The 18,722-nt window shown below is 37.8% G+C and carries 11 protein-coding genes; 3 read left to right on the top strand and 8 right to left on the bottom strand.

Annotated features, from left to right (window positions below):
• The first annotated feature begins 658 nt into the window (after positions 1-658).
• Positions 659-1,720 carry a replication initiator protein A gene (locus H3299_RS15420; protein ID WP_182419978.1) on the top strand — a complete coding sequence of 354 codons (1,062 nt, stop codon included), beginning with the start codon at positions 659-661 and terminating at the stop codon, positions 1,718-1,720.
• 7 nt (positions 1,721-1,727) lie between these two features.
• Here H3299_RS15420 and H3299_RS15425 read toward each other — a convergent pair whose 3' ends face one another.
• Positions 1,728-2,177 carry a hypothetical protein gene (locus H3299_RS15425; RefSeq protein WP_182419979.1) on the bottom strand — a complete coding sequence of 150 codons (450 nt, stop codon included), beginning with the start codon at positions 2,175-2,177 and terminating at the stop codon, positions 1,728-1,730.
• Between the two features lie 142 nt (positions 2,178-2,319).
• On the opposite strand from H3299_RS15425, the gene H3299_RS15430 reads away from it, so the two are divergent.
• Both H3299_RS15430 and H3299_RS15435 read left to right on the top strand, forming a co-directional pair.
• Complete coding sequence (locus H3299_RS15430; protein WP_182419980.1) at positions 2,320-2,568, top strand: type II toxin-antitoxin system Phd/YefM family antitoxin; 249 nt, start codon at positions 2,320-2,322, stop codon at positions 2,566-2,568.
• Positions 2,568-2,834 carry a Txe/YoeB family addiction module toxin gene (locus H3299_RS15435; protein ID WP_182419981.1) on the top strand — a complete coding sequence of 89 codons (267 nt, stop codon included), beginning with the start codon at positions 2,568-2,570 and terminating at the stop codon, positions 2,832-2,834. Before H3299_RS15430 ends, H3299_RS15435 begins: the two co-directional genes overlap by 1 nt.
• Positions 2,835-3,851: 1,017 nt before the next feature.
• On the opposite strand, the gene H3299_RS15440 is transcribed toward H3299_RS15435, so the two are convergent.
• The 7 genes from H3299_RS15440 to H3299_RS15470 all read right to left on the bottom strand — a co-directional run bounded on the left by H3299_RS15440 (position 3,852) and on the right by H3299_RS15470 (position 18,065).
• Positions 3,852-5,285: a hypothetical protein gene (locus H3299_RS15440; RefSeq protein WP_182419982.1), complete on the bottom strand. Its 1,434-nt coding sequence runs from the start codon at positions 5,283-5,285 to the stop codon at positions 3,852-3,854.
• A 319-nt stretch (positions 5,286-5,604) separates the two neighbouring features.
• Positions 5,605-9,087 (bottom strand): FG-GAP-like repeat-containing protein, encoded by a 3,483-nt coding sequence (locus tag H3299_RS15445; protein ID WP_182419983.1) that lies wholly within the window; start codon positions 9,085-9,087, stop codon positions 5,605-5,607.
• Positions 9,088-9,204: 117 nt separating this feature from the next.
• Positions 9,205-12,648: a type I secretion C-terminal target domain-containing protein gene (locus H3299_RS15450; protein WP_182419984.1), complete on the bottom strand. Its 3,444-nt coding sequence runs from the start codon at positions 12,646-12,648 to the stop codon at positions 9,205-9,207.
• A gap of 25 nt (positions 12,649-12,673) precedes the next feature.
• Positions 12,674-13,846, bottom strand: a complete 1,173-nt coding sequence (locus H3299_RS15455) for a spore coat protein U domain-containing protein (RefSeq protein ID WP_182419974.1) — start codon at positions 13,844-13,846, stop codon at positions 12,674-12,676.
• 77 nt (positions 13,847-13,923) lie between these two features.
• A complete protein-coding gene (locus H3299_RS15460) occupies positions 13,924-16,593 on the bottom strand; it encodes a fimbria/pilus outer membrane usher protein (protein WP_182419975.1) in 2,670 nt (889 codons plus the stop codon).
• A gap of 47 nt (positions 16,594-16,640) precedes the next feature.
• A complete protein-coding gene (locus H3299_RS15465; RefSeq protein ID WP_182419976.1) occupies positions 16,641-17,423 on the bottom strand; it encodes a molecular chaperone in 783 nt (260 codons plus the stop codon).
• Positions 17,424-17,504: 81 nt separating this feature from the next.
• Positions 17,505-18,065 carry a spore coat protein U domain-containing protein gene (locus H3299_RS15470; RefSeq protein WP_182419977.1) on the bottom strand — a complete coding sequence of 187 codons (561 nt, stop codon included), beginning with the start codon at positions 18,063-18,065 and terminating at the stop codon, positions 17,505-17,507.
• Positions 18,066-18,722 lie beyond the last annotated feature (657 nt).

Genomic DNA, 18,722 nt, shown 5'->3' on the forward strand with positions numbered 1-18,722 from the left:
AACTGAAAAGCTATTTAGGATAGAGCCAAACTTCTTGGCGCATTTGCAGCTTTCGCCTTTAAAAAAATCAACGAAGATGAAATTCTTGCAAATATTGATCTATAAGAAGGGGTAAAATTTTTAAAGTAGGGATTTACTATTTGATGGCAGCAAATACTCCCAGCGACTATTTATGGCGATTTAAACGCATGTTTTAGTTGGGATGTGAGTTACTGTTTTATTCTTAAGCCAAAAAACAGTTAAATGATTAACTTAGTTAGCCAGAAAAAATTGTTTAGCTAAATTGAAATGTATTTTTAATTATGGTGCTAATAATTGTGAATGTAAATGAAGCGGGAAATGTATTTTGTCATCGTTACATTTGATGATCACAAAAATTATTTAATTATTACGTCAAAGTTGTAACTTTTATGAGTTGTGGAATTTAAAGAAATTTGCTCGTTGTGTGTTAAATATAGTGTTAAATATAGTGTTAAGCTGTGGATAATGTATTGTAAGCTATTGAAAAATATATGTTAATGAAAAGAGTTGGTGGGCAAACCATCGAAAAATGGTGTGCAAATCATCGAAAAACGGTGTGCAAACCATCGAAAGCAAAATATGGTGTGTAAAATATCGTTTATATTGACGCGGTGTGCGAAATGTCGAATAATGAATTATGGAACAAGATCTAAAATCTAAAAAATCACCGCTACTTCCTGCACGAAATGTCCAAAATGATTTTTTCGTATGCGATATATTTGATGCTGTTCCGAAAGGGGATATGGCATCGATGGAGCATCCAATATTTTCACTATCGACAAAGCCAGATTGTCGTATCAGACGATATGAAAATAATGGGATATTTGTAGAAATTACGCCGTCAGTAAAAGGATTAGCAACTATTCATGATCGTGATATTTTAATTTTTGCGATCAGCCAAATTATGGCTGCCCTTAATGAAGGAAAAAAAGTATCTCAATTTTTAAAATTTAAAGCCTATGATTTATTAAAGGCAACCAATAGAACAACCAATGGTCAAGGATATGAAGGGCTTAAGGCAGCTTTAAGTCGATTGCGCGGGACGACCATTACAACTAATATTTTGACAGGTGGCATTGAGCAGACTAAAATATTTGGTCTTATTGAAGAAGCCAATATCATTAGAACAACACGCGACGGTAGAATGCAGGAGGTTGAGATCAAACTTTCTGATTGGGTTTTTAATGCTATCAAACACAATGAAGTTCTTACTTTACATCGAGACTATTTCAGGCTCCGCAAACCGCTAGAACGTCGAATGTATGAATTAGCGCGCAAGCATTGTGGACAGCAAAATGAATGGAAAATTTCTTTAAACCTATTGCACAAAAAATGTGGGTCTACATCGACTGCAAAAGAATTTAAAAGACTAATCCAAAACATTGTAGAACAAAACAAATCACATAAACATATACCAGACTATGCCTTAGACCTTATTGAGACAAGTGTTGTATTTAAAAATCGCCGAACGTTAGAAAAAGAAAAAGCTGCAAATCAAATTTACGGACATATAACACTTAATCCAGAGATTTATCATGATGCACGCACTATTGCGCCTGGGTGGGACATATATTTCATTGAACAAGAATGGCGCAATTGGATGGCAGATTATGATATAGAACCACCTCAAAACGCAGAAAAAGCTTTTATAGGCTTTTGTAAAAAATGGATTGAAAAAAACACATCAAACAAGTTTTGAAAATTTATCATCCAAAAATTTTCCGCCACCAGGGCTTCAATGATTTCTGTAATGTATCAATCAGTTCTTTATGTTCAACAAGAAGGGCTTCTGATTGTTTTTGCCAATTATCCCGCTCTTTTTTTAATTCTAAATTATTATCAGTTAAGTTAGAATTTTTTTCCTTAATAACTAAATTTTCAGACTTTAAATCAGCCAACTCATTTTGCAAAAGTAAAATTTTATTTTGTAAATCGAGGATTTCATCTTTATCGCCGTTATCATTCGTACTTATAAGCAAATTATAAGCATCATTATCTTTATCTAAACGTTCGATTGGAATGCCAATTGTAATTCTATTCTGATTATTTTTTGACTTAGGCCAATTATATTTACTTGCCATTACTCGTATTGATTCAACTGACTTTTTTAGAGTTTTGGAAGCCTCTTTATAAGTCATAAACTTATAATCCTGCATAAAAATCCTCCTTATTTTATAAAAAACTTATAAATTGTTTATAACTTCCTTATAAAAATATCATAAAAATTTAATTATGGACAACAAATAATATGTACTATATATTGTACAATATAAGATTAATTAGTAATGAGAGTAAATTATGAATGTAATTTCTTATTCCAATGCTCGAGCGCAATTAAAAGACGTTATGGACAGCGCAATCCATGATAAACAAGAAGTTGTCGTATCGCGAAAAAACGGTGAAGCCGTCGTTGTTATATCATTAGAGACATGGAACTCTATTAGCGAAACATTGCATCTTCTTTCTACGCCTAATAACGCTTCGCGCTTGCGATCGGCTATTGCACAATTAGATGCCAATAATGGTGAAGAACACGAGCTTATTTAATGAAATTGACATTTTCAACTGAGGCTTGGGAAGATTATCAATATTGGATAAGCACAGACAAAAAGAAGCTTGAACGTATTAATGAAATTATTACGCAATGCCAAAGAACACCCTATAAAGGCATAGGTAAACCAGAACCTTTAAAAGGCGATCTAAGCGGATGGTGGTCAAGACGTATCACACAAGAACATCGAATAGTCTATCGTATTTCAGAGGAGAAACAAGCGCAAAGCTTAGAAATAGCACAATTGCGTTTTCATTATTGATATTATACTATTAAAGATATCTACTATATTTGGTGGAGAAGTCTTTCATGTCTTATAATTTTTTTTATAAGCTGATAGTTCTGTTCTATATCTTAAAGCATTACTATTTTAGCCTCCTAAGGGAGACATTTTCAAAGTACTTACACATAATTGTTCAGGTAGGTAGTTATTAGCAAGATATTCTAATAATATTTACGACAAGGCCGTTATACCTCATAAAACTGGGCGTACTATAACAAGTGTAGAAATTGTATGGCATGAAAAACAAAACATTACTTCAATAAAGCGTGAATTAGATCAACATAAGGTTGGTAAAAAGCGCAACGAACAGGAACAGTGGAAATTATCATCGCAATTCTAAAATTTAGGGAATATGGATAATTTCCTAAAGAAGGTTTTATTTTTTATAGTAAATGGGGTGTAATAGCTCGTGAAGAACAGCCCGCACCAGTTCGCGATATAGATTTGGTTGCGAATGATTTTAGATATTGGTGTTCAGCTAAGTTGATACCTCTTGATAATAAAAACATTGAAAAGACATTTCGTACATTTTGTAAAATACAACCTTCAGTAAAACAATAAAAAAGTCTAATAAGTTATTATAAATATAGCAATAATCGTTTTTGAACCATTTCGAAACTTAGATGAAGACTATAAATTCTTAACTTATAAAGATGCAGCTATTGCTTTGTCTTCAACGGTTGAATCTGTAAGGGTTCAGGCGCGGCGTAACAATTGGCCAAAGCAAAAAAATAATCGTAAACAAATAATAATTGGCGTTCCAATTGATCGGTTAGGTAAATTTAAAACTGCCGAAATTTAAATAGATCATAACTTAATTATTGGGTGAAAAATTAATAATTTATTTTGAGAATGGTTTATAATAATAAAAACATAAAAATAATGTCTAAATTTTATCAAAATTGAATTTTCTTAAAAACGATCATTTTTATAAGAGATATTAAATTTAAAAGAAACTCCGGAAAGGCTTTAAACAGCCTTTCCGGTAAATTTTAATTATACAAGCTGAACATTCATGCCCATTTGAACATAAATATCTTCGCCAGTTGAGTTGGTGTAATGGTTATAATCAACGCCTGAACGATCATCATGAGAGATATCTTGAAAAGTCCAAGAACTTCCAACCTTCACTGTATCATTGGTATCACCCTTAATGATTAAGTCATTATGAGTGTATCCGCCAGAGCGCAAAGTATTACCGATTGTAAGTTGATTGCTTTGGCTACCCTCAAGGCTAATTTCACCAAACGAGCTTGTATAAGCTTTAGTGAACACATCTGCCAATTTGAAGCTTGAAGCAAAATGATCAAGATTCATAGCGTAATCGATGTATTTTTCATCACTAGCATGGCTATTGTAATCATTTACAAGTTTTGTAAGCCAATCTATTCTGAGCATATCAGTATTACGATCAACACCAACTTGAATAGATTCCATATTCATTGAACCAAGACCACTGGTTTTAGCAATATCTGTTAACCAAGGCTTAAATGATGCTTGAAAGGTGTTATCGCTGCGTGATTGTTGGCCTGCTGAATTAACATGATTAAAGGTGTCTAACACCAATGTATCATAGCCATCGCCACCATTAACGGTAAGACCGCCAGCACGAATACCCGCACCAACCACATCTGAGTTTTCAGTAATAATGAGTTTATCATTACCGGCACCTAGGTCAATGTAATTTTTACCTGTACCCGTTACAGCTGCTGCATGAGGATAACCGCGTAGAATAACAGTATCATTACCATCGCCTGTTGAAATAGTATTATTTGCGCCATTTGCAGCATACATACCACGATTGATAATAACAGTGTCGTTACCTTCACCAGTTTCAATCAAATTTTTTGAACCAGAAGCTAATGCCTGGAAATATTGTTCAATATTAACAATATCATCGCCAGAACCTGTGTGAACTTCTGTGGTTCCTGAGGATTTTATTGAACCAGTTACCTTAAAGTTAGTTGAACCATAACCATCAAAATTCTGGTTCATTGAAAAACGATTGGCACCGCCCGCATTGGACAAGAGGTCACCATTAATGACAACATTATGGTCACCATAGTTAAATGCAAACTCATTAAGACCGCTTGTTGTCACATTTCCAGTTATAGTAAGGTCGTTGTTACCACCTAATGAAGAAAAGCGATTAGTACCACCAGAATTGGCGGCTATACCACTTTTAATAGTAATGCTATGTTGTCCTTCACCTAACTGGATATTGTTAATACCAGAACCTTGTGCAAGGATACCTGCATTGAATGCCAAACTCTTTTGGCCATCACCAACTAAAAGTGAATTATTTTTCCCAGTTGTTGCTGTATAACGTGTATTATACACATATGAGCTTTGCTCGGTCTCTTCGAGAAAAGCACTGACTTTAGGCGTTGAATTAGTTGTTGTTTTTGGGGATAAAAATCTTCTTGCCATAACTATTCTTTCTAAATTCATGATCTATACTTAATATATATTTATCATTGTGTATTATAATGTATTAATATAAATTTGAAAAAATTATTATACACAATATAAATAACATTTATTTTTTATTAGTAATGGTACCTGATACTACATTTGGGTGAGAGTATCAGGTACCTTTTGCTCTTCCTGCGCTTATGGTTGAGCTATTTTAGAAAAATTAGGACTGTATGGGTTTTCATCCTAATTTTTCTTGTAAGGTGTATTTTATTCGGGGGGAAATTAAATACACCTTCAATTGCAGACTTGTGACCATCTGCAATCTTTTTCACTAAACAATGATCTGCTGATTTTGTATCAATGTATTCAAATCAGTTTGAACATTGATTAGTGTTAAAATATCAGCCGAAGCAAATTGGTTGCCATTACCATCAATATCAACTGAAATAATCGTATTATTGCCTTGCTGTTGAACGGTAATATAATCTGAAAGTTGGCTAACCCCAGACTGATAACCAATTAACAAGCCCGAAAGATCAATACGATCGGCATTGGCATTGCTATTAAAATCACCAACGGTAAAGCCATTTGCAATATCATGTCCGTTTCCGCCAGTTGCATCGGTCAAATCAATGCGTTCATAGATCAAGGTATGATGACCATTATGGTTTAAATTAAAGGTATCATTGCCACCACGACCATTAAAATAATTATCTTGATCATTGCCCGTAAAGGTATCATTACCGTTACCCCCGGCTACACCTTCAATGTTTTTCAACATAACAGTATTAAAACCGGTATTTTGATAAGTTGTTTTACTCAAATCTACATTAATGGCGGTAGTACCTGCCAATTTAAAGTCGATAATATCAACGCCGCCGGTTGCGCTCCATTCTTTTTGACCATGAACCACCGTCCAACCACCGCCACCATCATATTTATCAGTGCCTTTGGTTGCATAAAAAGTATCATTATAACCCGTGCCAACAATACCATTACCAAGATTAGCGTTTTTAGAACTATCGCCTTTTTCAGCTGTTAACACATGAGCTTCATAGGCTTCACCAGCTGTAAATCCACCCCATGCATCATTAACCGTGGAGTCAATATTAGCACTTTGACCTTTTACATTACGTAATAACTTAACTGAATAAGTCTCATTTGGATCAAGACCATAAAAGTTTACAATACCGGATGTGTCACTTGTTTGATTACCCGATTGCGGATTGATAATCTGCGAAGCAACAAGATGCCCTTTAGAGTCATAGAGTTGAATGGTATTTCCAAGCAGCGAGTTAATACCTTCCTGATCAAGAATGCGGAAATGTAAAGCCGTCCCCTTTGCTATTTCGGTGTGATTGCGGATAATTTCGGTATTGCCTTGTTGGGTAAAGATCATAAGGTCTTGCGAGCCATCCCAATTAACATCAGCAACAACAGCACCAGTTACAGCATCGGTTTTGCCAGGGCTTTTATGAGCATTAACACTACCATTAACACCAATTGTATTATTGTCACCAAGCAAGTTAGAGGTACTAAAACTATTACCACTAGAAGAAGAATTATTGGTGTAAAGATTAACCGTACCGGTAGTGCCTGCCTGCGTCACACCATTGCCAGCTGCATAGGCAGGCAATTCAATAATATCCATTTTGCCATCGCCATTCCAGTCAACAGCAATAGAAGGACCACCTTGTAAACTATCACCCAACCAATGAATATTATTGGCCGTACCAATACCATTTGGAGCGGTCGAGCCTAGATTTCCCTTTCCATCATTATAAAGAATACGACTTTCATATTCAGAATGACCATTTTCTGCCTTGCCGCGGCCAATAAACAAATCCATAAAGCCATCGCCATTAAAGTCGGCCCAAGTCATAGAAATGGCATTACTTATCGTTTCATTGGCTAGACCGGTGTTTTGGAATACGCCATTAATGATCTGGCTGGTTGAATAGCCATCTTTTCCATCGCTTGAAACAACAACTAAACGCTGTTGGTCATTACTCATGCGGCGTATATCGGCTGTGCCACTGCCCAATTTGCTATAACCGCTAACACCATGAAAAACGAGATCAACATTACCGTCATTATTTAAATCAACGCCAGAAATTTCTGGTCCAGGTTGCGCATTATTTGCATTGGTTGAGGATTTAAAGTTTGATGGTCCTGATCGCGAATTGGTGAAGTTCTGATCTTTTACCAATGATTGCACATTACCATTAATATTTCTAACGATTTGACTGTCCCAAGTACGATTGGAACTGTAGCCAGTGCCTGGGGCAGTTACTGAGCCAGATCTACCTGGAGCAATATTTCCGTAAGCAATATCTGCAAAGCCATTGCCATTTTTATCAAAACCAATAACGCCGGCATATTGTGACAAAACGTTAGCAGCCGGATTGGAATCGACCTTATTTCTATATTGGCTACCAATTTGATATGAAAGATAAACATTATTTCCAATGTTGTAATACATTTGCTGACCAGTCTCAGCATTGCCATCATTAGAAACAAAATCCATATAACCATCACGGTTTATATCAAGCCAAGTACCATTTTGCGTGCCAGCAGTTGGTTTATTAATCGGTCCATTAATATCTTTGGCTTGTAGGTGTGTTTGCCCAAAACTACCAAAGGTTTTGCGATCTGTTGCATTTTGATCAAGTACTGTACCATTGGTGTAAATTTTCCATTGACCATTTTCACCAAGGGTCATAGCCGTTGCTTTTTCATCATCATTTGCTGCAACGACTGGTGGCTCAATAGGCGTATCAATGAATAATTCATCATTAGTATTATCTTTGACAATGATTTCGCCAGTTGCTTTGTGAAGAGCTGCTTCAACCTCATAGCGGCCTTCTGGCAAAGCATCGCTATCTGGAATTTGCAAAGACCAAGTCATTTTAGCCTGATCAACAACAATGGCACCATTGGCTGAGCTATAAGTCTTACCATTAACAGTGACAGTGACATATTCTGTTGGCAGCAATTCAAAGCCAATTTCACCGGTAAGAATAGGCGTATAATCATCCGTTGTTAAAGGGTCTACCGTTATCGATAATTCAACATGGACATTAAAATTTTCTGATGGCGTACCAGTAAGTGAAGCTGCATTTTCTACCACTGCGGTAAAATGATGGGTTTGTGCATTTTCCAAGACGCCTGGCACATCATAAGACCAAGTCCCATCGGGATTAACTGTTGCGTAGCCAATTAATTGGCGCTCTTGGTAAATTGCTAATTTATTGGCACCACCAAAGGGGCTTTGAAAGAAATCACTACTGACTTTACCATTTAAGGTAATTGTGCGGTCATCCGTTGTTGATCCAGAGAGCAAATTACCCGTAATCGGCCCGACATTATCCGTAAAACTATCAATGCTTGCTGTTGCCGTTGGATCAGCTAGAGCTTGAAAAGTGTCGGTTATAGGATTAGTGTCATTTCCTGGTGTACCACCAGTAACAAATGTTAAATAACTAGTACCAAGCTTTAAAGCGACACCAGCAGATGCGAAATCGAATGACCATAAGCCGTTTGCTTGATTGAAAATACCATTTATAATAACATTTTGACCTTGATCATTTTCGGCAATAAGTACAGGATACTCTGCAGACCCAAGACCGCTAACCGAATACCACAAGATTGGTTTTGTGCTGACAAAATAACCTGATTTTAAAACACCATCAGGATCGCTGTGTCCCTTATAGTCGAATATAGTTGTACTATTTGAAATATTATTGGATTGTTCCCCTATCGATGTAGCTTCTTTAGCAGTATTGCTATCAAAAATATAAAAATTATTTGGCATATAATTTCCCCGATTTAATAAGTATTCGTAAATTTATAAATTAATTCATTGGCTTAATAAGATAAATTCTTATATTTATTGATTGCAGACTATAAAAGTCTGCAATCAATTCTTTTATTAAACAATGATCTGTTGATTTTGTATCAAAGTATTCAAATCGGTCTGAACATTGGTGAGGGTTAAAATGTCAGCAGACGCAAATTGGTTGCCATTACCATCAAGATCGACAGAAATTACGGTATTGCTACCTTGTTGGCGGACACTGATAAAGTCAGAAATATTGCTGGTTCCTGCTTGATAACCAATCAATAGTCCAGAAAAATCAATTCTATCTGCATTGGCATTGGTGTTAAAATTACCAACAGTAAAGCCATTGGCAATATCATTGCCATTACCACCAGTTGCGTCAGTCATATCAATACGTTCATAAAGCAAAGTATGATGGTTGCTATTAAATAGATTGAATGTGTCGTTACCGCCACGGCCATTAAATACGTTGTTACCACTATTGCCTGAGAAGGTATCATTACCATTACCACCAGCAATGCCTTCAATATTCTTAAGCATAACGGTGTTAAAGCCGGTATTTTGATAGCCTGTCTTGCTTAAATCAACATTAAGCGCTGTGTTGCCAGCAAGTTTAAAGTCAACAATATCTACACCGCCAGTAGCTGACCATTGTTTTTGACCGTTGATGATATCCCAACCACCGGCACCATCATAAAGCTTGGTGCCTTTGGTAACATAGAATGTATCATTATAACCGGTACCAACAACACCATTGCCAATATTCGCATTATTGACATCGGTTCCACGTTCGGTAGTCAAAACATGGGCTTCATTGGCGGCACCTGGCGTGAAGCCACCCCAAGCAGCATTATTGTCTTCGCTAATGTGGGCCGATGAACCGTTAACATTGCGTAATATTTTAACAGAGTAGGTTTCGTTGCTATCTAAGCCATAAAAATGCACGATACCGCTAGTATCGCTAGTCTGATTACCTGATTGTGGATTAATAATCTGTGCTGCAACCAATTTGCCGGTTGAATCATATAGCTGTACAGTATTGCCAAGCAAAGAATTGATGCCCTGTCCATCGAGAATACGGAAGTGCAAAGCTGTGCCATTGGCAATAACATTTTTATTTTGGATAACTTCAACATGGCCTTGTTGAGTAAATGCCATTAAATCAACAGAACCATTCCAATCCAAATCAGCAGCAATAGCACCGGTCACAAAATCTTTCTTACTGCCGGTTGAACTGCCATTATTTACCGTGCCATTCACACCAATAGTGTTATTACCACCCAATAAATTGGATGTTTCAAAGTTGATAACACCATTAAGCGATACATTTCTATGAAGGTTGATAGCGCCAGTATTGCCAGCCTCGGTCATACCATTGCCATTACCATAACCGGGTAAAGCAATAATATCCATTTTGCCATCACCGTCCCAGTCAACAGCGATAGATGCACCACTTTGCAAGCTATCACCTAACCAATGGACATTATTAGCCGTACCAACACCATTTGGTGAGGTAGAACCAAGGTTACCATTGCCATCATTAAATAAAATACGGCTTTCATAAGCCGAATGACCATTAACGGCAGCACCTCGGCCTAGGAATAAATCCATATTACCATCGCCGTTAAAATCGGCCCATGTCATAGAAATCGCATTGCCAAGTGCCGCATTGGCTGAAGCATTATTCTGAAATACATTTTCAATAATTTGCTTGGTACCATAAGTACCATTGCCATTATTAGACACAACAACAAGACGCTGTTGATTGGAACTCATTGCACCACTTGTTGTTACATTAGCGCCATTAACACCGTGGTAAACAAGATCAACTGTTCCATCATTATTAAGATCAACGCCTGAAATTTCAGCCCCTGCCTGCGCATTGCGGCCATTGGTATCTACAAAATTTTTGTCTTTTACCATACCATTTAAGGAAGCATTCGGATTGGTAACAATTTGACTATTATAGGTAGTAAGCGATTGACCCGCACCGGTCGTATTGCGTACAGAACCAGATTTTCCAGGTGTAATTGTACCATATGCAATGTCTGAATAACCATTACCATTACGGTCGAAACCAACTACACCACCATATTCCGACATAGTATTGGCTGCTGGATTAAAGTCAGCAGTATTTCTATTAGAACCACCAACTTGATAATTATAATAGCCGGTGGTTGAATAAGGAGTATTGGCCTTCATATAGATCTGCGCACCATTGGCGCCATTGCCATCGGTAGCGACAAAATCCATTTTGCCATCACGATTAATATCTAACCAAGTACCGTTTTTTGTGCCTTGTTTACCTGTGCGTCCATCAATACTATTCAATACAATTTGACTAAATTCGCCAAAACTTGAGTTGTTAGTGGCTTTCTGGTCAAGTACAGTACCGTTTGCAAAAATTTTCCACTGGCCATTTTCACCAAGGGTCATCGCAACAGCATGTTCTGTTTGTGAAGCAGCAATGGTAAAATCATCAATAGGAGGGGCTGCTTCAATAATATCAGCTTGCCCGCTATTGGATACAATGATTTCTCCTGTGCTTTTATGCAGTGCAGCAACAATTGGGTAATTCCCTTCGCCAAGCGCATCTTGATTAGGAATTGTTACACTCCAAGTCATATTTGCCTGATTGACGACTACTTGCCCACTGGCTGAACTATAGGTTTTACCATTGATGGTAACGGTAATATATTCACCCGATAAAAGCTCAAAACCAATACTACCGTTTAAAACAGGGGTTGTATCTTCGGTTGATAGAGATTCAACCCCAATGGTCAAATGAACATCAACAACAAAATTAGCCGATGGAGTACCAGTAAGTGTGGCAGCATTTTCAACGACTGCTGTAAAATTATGCACAGGTGGACTATTTTCTAAAGCACTTGGCACAGTATAAGACCAAGTACCATTGGCATTAACTGTTGCATAACCAACAAGATGACCATCTTGGTAAATTGCTAATTTATTGGCACCATTGGCCGGGGCTTGAAAGAAATCGCTACTAACCTTACCATTTAAAGTAATTGTTCGGTCATCAGTCTGTGATCCTGATGGTAAGTTACCCGTCACAGAGCCAACATTATCGGTAAAACTTTCAATCGTTGCCGTTGCTGTTGGATCAGCTAAAACTTGAAAGTCATCTGTTACAGGTTCATTATTATTACCCGGTGTACCACCGATGACAAATGTTATAGAATTAGAACCCGTTTTTAAAACTGCACCAGCAGCAGCAAAATCAAATTTCCATAAGCCTGTCGCTTGATCCAAAACACCATTAATAAGAACATCTTGTCCTTGGGCGTTGATGCCAATAGCTACAGGATATTCTGCAGGCCCAACATTAGTCACTGAATACCATAAGATTGGTTTTGTGCTGATAAACAAACCTGATTTCAAAACACCATCAGGATCGCTATGTCCCTTATATGTAAATGAGTTACTATAAGTTGATATATTCCTTGTCGACATTGGACTTGGAGAAGCAGCTGGTGTTGTACTAGCAACGGGTGAAAGGAATCTTCTTACCATGAGTGTAGCCTTTTAATTATTAATACTAATAAGTTGTTGTTACTGTGAGCCTATCCTTATAGGTACCAACCACACGCTCTCCTACCTCTGAAGCACGAATAACCGCTTTAACTTTTACAGATGTCTCATTGGCAGATGTTATCCCTTTATAGGTGCTACCCTCCGTAGTCCCCCATTCGGTTTGCGTATTTGGTAAATAAATGTGGTAGGGTATTGCTTTGCTGCGATCCTCAATACCATTTTCTCCAACAAAATACATTTTGCGCGCATTGACATCGCCAGATTTTCCGCCATCAATTTTAATTTCATAGGGGGCATTAACATTGCATTTAAGAGTTACCGCGCCTTCTTGACTGAGATCATTATCAATAGCCAAATGTTCACCAAAATTAATACTGGTTGTGTTTACAGTACATCCTGCTAAAACTCTTGCCACGACTGTAAAAACTTGAGATTTAGTGGAACCGCCGGAAAAATCTGAACAACCTGCATCAATGCTAGGCCGTGGTGGTTCCGTTACAGAGCCAGACGTAAAGGCAGCACCAGACCAAGAAAAAAATGTGAATGTATTTTTATATGTTCCAACTGGGAGTTGAGCCTGTTGCGAAGGGCTAAGCTCCATTCCAATTCTCAAAGGGCCTTGAAGAGTAATACGAGTTACACCATCAGGTCGAGTACTACCAGCAGCGTTTGAATTCCTCGTTCGCAAATTATATGGTTTACCTTGCCCAGCTGTTCCTGTACCTAGTATTGTTGTGTTTGAAGGAACTAATCGGTTATATAATATAAAATCAACAGATTTTGTTACGTCGAGTGAACCATCTTCCCTTTGTAAATAAAGCTTTCTCGATGCATAATCGGTAGAGGAAGTAGACGAAACTCCAACGCACATATCAGCATAATAGGTGTAACCATTAACATCACTAGAGGGACCGAAAAAAGCTGACGTTTCACAGTTGGCTACCATATCTTGCAGGTTGACAAGGGGTTGAGGATTTGTAAGAGGGTTTATATCACCAAGATCTATATTATCTGATGGTGTTTGCAAAACACAATCTGCTAAATTTCCATCAATAGCAGCATATGATTTTGTTATAAATGATAAATTGCTAGCAGATAGGATAATAGAAAAAAAGTAAAGACAAAGCAAAACCAATTTATATTTTGATTTATTATCTTTATGTATTAAAATATTCATTTTTTCTCTTTCCTATCAACTAATATTTATTTAAAATAATAATTGTTATTTAAATATTTATTGCATGAATGATCTTACTATTGAGCCGCAACGGCAGTTCGTATCGTTTGACATGAAACAGCCTGTATGCCAGCATTGAGACCCTTGACCATGTCATTTGATAATGTTGCTTGGCAAGTGCTGCCATCAGGTTTCAAAACATGAAGAGTTGCCGGCAGCTGCACTTTAGCAAGTGGGATAACAGCTGAACCGTCATAACCAATATCAAAGGCAGTATCGGTTCCTGCAACCTGCGCAAGCGACCCTACTTCAACAAAATGTCCATTGGCTTCTTTAAAGGAAACATAAATATATTGGTCACTACTAGCCCCGCCAAAATTTACAATAACGCCGGCCATTTGAGCTGGTCGTACCATTACTTCAGTTGATTCAACGATAGCATCGACAGGCAAGGTTTCCATATCAAGGGCAATGCTTGCCGTACTATAAGAGCCAAGATTATTAACGACATAGCGACCATTAGCCCAAGTTTTGCCTGATTTTTGGTTGTCAACCTTAACACCAACACCGCCAACGCCAGCATTAACGACTGCAAATGCATCATTAACGCGCTGCGTTGGAATGACAGCACCGTCAGCAAAAACTACACCACCATCAGCAGAAAGCGTACCACGCCAATTATCACCATCATATTGATCAACCGAGGCGGCAAGCAGCGCAATACTGCTACGATATTGTCCAGCGGCTCCTCTTTGAGAGCGCTTACCTTCTGCATCACGAATAGACCAACCAAAATCACCCACATTAGAACCAAGATTCTTGTAAATGCGCGTATCAATCTGTGTACCATCATGGGTACTGTTAACCCCTGACGAAACACTAATTCCGTCATCAAAGGAATAAGAAACACCGGCAAAGACACTGTAATTATTGGAATCTTTAAGATTTTTATAACCGACGGCATAACCGTTCAATTTTTTACCAAAACGCCTATTGGCAGATAGGCTAATAAAACGACTATCCTTTTGATAACCACTATCGGCTTGATCATGATAATCAATTTCACTATAGCTTAGCGTTATATTTGTAGGATCAAAACGCAAGCTAGAACTTAAGGACACTTGATTAATTGCCTTTGGTAATCTCCCTATCCTACGACTATCAACTAGATAATCAATCTCAGACCAATCAATCGTATTACTTTTTGCGCGTTGATATGCTTTTCTATCAACAATCGATGCCATATCATTATAATCGCCAAAGGTACGTTGTGTTAGACCCGTTAATACAAATCCCCAACGCTGTAATTGCATACTGGCATATAATTGCTGACCAGTTTCGCTCTTATAGCTGCTTGCGGAACCTGCAAGTGATACTTGAGCAAAATCTGAAACTGTAAAGATTGCCCCCATACCGCCATTAAAGAAATCGCCACCAGCTTCCCCATGCCCCTCAAGAGTAATGCGATTGGTTAAGCCATAACGTGCAGTACCTGAGACGAAGAAATCTTTGGTATAATTACCTGAATCGCTACCATAATTACGCCGTGGCGTTCCCGCTTCCAAAGAAAAATCCCATAAACCACGGGATAATAAGTCAGCAGATGCGTAGAATGAAAGATTTTGTACTGTTTCACGCCCTGAAGCGTCACGCAAAACAAGCCGAGCATTATTAGGCCCTGTTATAACAGGCATATCGGTTAGAGAAAATGGTCCCGATGGTACATTTTCAACCGCACGTTGCGCATTATTTAAATAAAGATCGACGGATGATGGTACAGCAGCAGAACCACTCAGTTCTGGCATCGCCATAGTAACCAAATTATCTCGGAGTGAAAAATTTCTTGTTAATTGTGCGCCACCAAGACGGGTGGAGCGAGACCAAGAAAGGCTGCGGGTAATTACGTCACCCACTTGATAAGTGAGCATGCGTTTTTCATCAGAAAAAGTCCAATAACTATCTAGGCGAATGGCATCTGTTTTATCGTTGCCAAAACCTTGTGATGAATAACGAATAAGCTCTGATGTATAAAATGTACCAAATTTACCGGTAACGCGGCCGTCAAGTGTTGCTGATACGCCCTGAAAGTCCCAAAGTTTACTAAATTTATCATTACCAGAATCGGCATAAATACTATAATTGAAAACGGCAGCTAAATCTGACTGGGGCTTAATTCCCTCATCATCACCATGTCTAGCCGCACTAGCCTTAGGATCAAGACTAACTTCATAAGGAGCAAGCGCATCTTTTTGAGTAGTAACAAATTCAAGCGTTTCGCTTATCGTATTATAATAATATTGGACATCTTTAAGCTTATCTAGTGTTACCCAACCGTCTCTATTAGTGGCAGATCTTTGCGGCAAAAGACCAATTTTGCGTAAAACACTATCTCGTATGATTAGTATGCCACCATCACTTTGCCGTACAGCAAACATTCCTGGGCGGCTTTCACCATTGAGTGAAATATGAACGTAAATATCAGGATCGCGAAACGCTGTTGTCTGGGGAATGCTTGGCTGATAACCAATAGCCTCAACCTGCGTTGCTGCTTCTGTCGTTGGCGCTGTTGGCGCTGAATAATTTAGCCGTGTAATATCTTCAGCTGACAGCCATTGAGTGTCAGATGAAGCATTTTGAGCTTGAGCATATGTTAAAGAAGCAAAGACAATTCCAGTACCCAAGGACATCAACGCAAATGCGCTAACACTGGAGCAAAATTTTTTATTTCTAATTTTTAGCTTTGTCATTCTTTATGCCTTTATGAAAATTCATTACGCCAACTTAACCAAACCACTTAGCGTCTTGAATTGATTTGCAACGGTAACTCCATACGACCTTGATCTGTTGTAAAACTAATAGAGTTGGGCATGCCGCCACCCTGAGCGGGAACAAAAAATTTAATTGCAGAACCAGGTAAAGCATAACCAGCCAAATTGGCCTTACCGCCAATAACCGCACCATTAGCGACAAGGTTCACATCAGAAATTCTAATCCGATTTGCACCACTATTGCTGGCTGTAATATTAAAGCCGCCACGCGCAGCTTCCGCCTTAAAAATCAAACCATTTTGTGATTGGTTTCGAGATTGATTTGCAGATGCAGGCCCTGAGCCTGGACGGAAAAAAGCTGGTATAATTTGACGTAATGCCATATTAATACCGGGGGTCACAATGCCTGCTCGTGCAGTTCTTAACGATGAAACTGGTATTTGATCAACAAATATACGATAACTTTCTTCACCAGTTAATGGTTGTTTTGAAACACGTGTTACACGCGCGGTTGCACGCGCACCGGGCTGAACTTCAATAAAAGGAGGATTTACAATAACATCCGTGGTTGGCGCATAATAATCTTTGCCACCACGCTGTTGCCAGCGAAATACGCGCACTTGTAAGCGAACTGGCATTTGGCTGCCATTACGCACAATGACATTATCACCAACCTGTGGAGGCCTAACATCTAATACAAGCGGCATAATGGTGAGCGTAATACCACCACTTTTATTTTGCTGAGCGTGAGCCATTGAAATTGAAGAAAATAATATAGATAACCCAAAAAAATATGTCCAAAAGCGCATAATAATACCCATAAATACTAAGCTTTAGAGGAACTTGGGGCAGTTACACCGCCCCAAGAAAAATTTATAAAAATACTAATCTTAGTAAGAAAGAGTTGCAGTCAATGTATCTGCATAAACGCCATTAGCTGGCTGTGTACCAGTGATTTTTGGAATGCAAACAGTGAAGAAATGGGTGTGATCACCACTTACAGTACCTGTACCAGTGGTAAGTGTACCAGTGAATGTTTGGTCAGCAGCTGCCCCCCAAAGCTTACCACCACAAACAGCAGAAGAAATGCTACCAGCTTGGTAAACAGTATAATCAATAGTATTGGAACCGCTTGTAAGTTTGCGTGCTGCAGTTGTTGCACCTGTACCCATACCGTCATTTAATGACAATGTATATTGTCCAGCAGTTGCTGAAGTAGTAGATGCATTTTTACAGTTGATCACAACCTTCTTTGTAAGGGTAAGATCTTCAGTAATTGCAGCATACTCACCAAAGTTAATATTACCTGCATTTTCAGGGAAGTTAACTGTACAACCATCTTTAATGGTGATCTGAACATCCATAGTATTTTGTGCTGTTTCTGCTTGAGCAGCAGCTACACCCAAAGCAAGAACACTGGCAGCAGCCAAGGCTTTAAGAATAATTTTCATTGAAAACTCCTAAGTTTTTATTTTAGATAAGTTAAATATTCTGTATAAAGCACACAGAACCCCTTATTGCTGCACGTGTTGTGCGCAGCAATTCATTTGCCGCTTTTTAGCGGTAAATTTGATATATTATTAAGCTCGCCTAAATCCCCGACAACGCATATTCTATGTGTGACAGACTATGGTTACATTAGGTAAAGCTTTTCAAACCCCATTAACACCTCACAAAATTTGTGGCCGTGCAAATACAACGTTTTCATATTATAAATTAAAATATTAGGCAATTAAAAAAATTAAATATATGTAATATAATTTACTAGTGTTGCTATAATCATACGCTAATATTATTTAAATATTGAAAATAATAAAGTAGATTTTATATTAAAATTATATAATAAATTATATTATAATATTCTAACATACAAAATATTTTCTATTTAAAAGGTCATGGAATAATTTTTAATTAAGAGCGTTCTCTGGCCATAACGCCAATGAACTGTAAATCAACTAAAATGGGAATTCTAAAAAATAATAGGTCCCGCCCCTAAATAGACAAGTCTAAGGATAAGATATGTCTCAATATTTTATATTTTTTACGTTAACGCAGTTTACTAATAATGTTTATAACAAGACAACTTCATAGGGTCTTGTTGATAGTAA

The sequence above is a fragment of the Bartonella sp. HY038 genome, assembly GCF_014117425.1.
Classification (GTDB): domain Bacteria; phylum Pseudomonadota; class Alphaproteobacteria; order Rhizobiales; family Rhizobiaceae; genus HY038.

Coding starts and splice junctions, on each gene's coding strand:
- H3299_RS15420 (WP_182419978.1), top strand. CDS start 659: ATGGAACAAGATCTAAAATCTAAAAAATCACCGCTACTTCCTGCACGA.
- H3299_RS15425 (WP_182419979.1), bottom strand. CDS start 2,177: ATGCAGGATTATAAGTTTATGACTTATAAAGAGGCTTCCAAAACTCTA.
- H3299_RS15430 (WP_182419980.1), top strand. CDS start 2,320: ATGAATGTAATTTCTTATTCCAATGCTCGAGCGCAATTAAAAGACGTT.
- H3299_RS15435 (WP_182419981.1), top strand. CDS start 2,568: ATGAAATTGACATTTTCAACTGAGGCTTGGGAAGATTATCAATATTGG.
- H3299_RS15440 (WP_182419982.1), bottom strand. CDS start 5,285: ATGGCAAGAAGATTTTTATCCCCAAAAACAACAACTAATTCAACGCCT.
- H3299_RS15445 (WP_182419983.1), bottom strand. CDS start 9,087: ATGCCAAATAATTTTTATATTTTTGATAGCAATACTGCTAAAGAAGCT.
- H3299_RS15450 (WP_182419984.1), bottom strand. CDS start 12,648: ATGGTAAGAAGATTCCTTTCACCCGTTGCTAGTACAACACCAGCTGCT.
- H3299_RS15455 (WP_182419974.1), bottom strand. CDS start 13,846: ATGAATATTTTAATACATAAAGATAATAAATCAAAATATAAATTGGTT.
- H3299_RS15460 (WP_182419975.1), bottom strand. CDS start 16,593: ATGACAAAGCTAAAAATTAGAAATAAAAAATTTTGCTCCAGTGTTAGC.
- H3299_RS15465 (WP_182419976.1), bottom strand. CDS start 17,423: ATGCGCTTTTGGACATATTTTTTTGGGTTATCTATATTATTTTCTTCA.
- H3299_RS15470 (WP_182419977.1), bottom strand. CDS start 18,065: ATGAAAATTATTCTTAAAGCCTTGGCTGCTGCCAGTGTTCTTGCTTTG.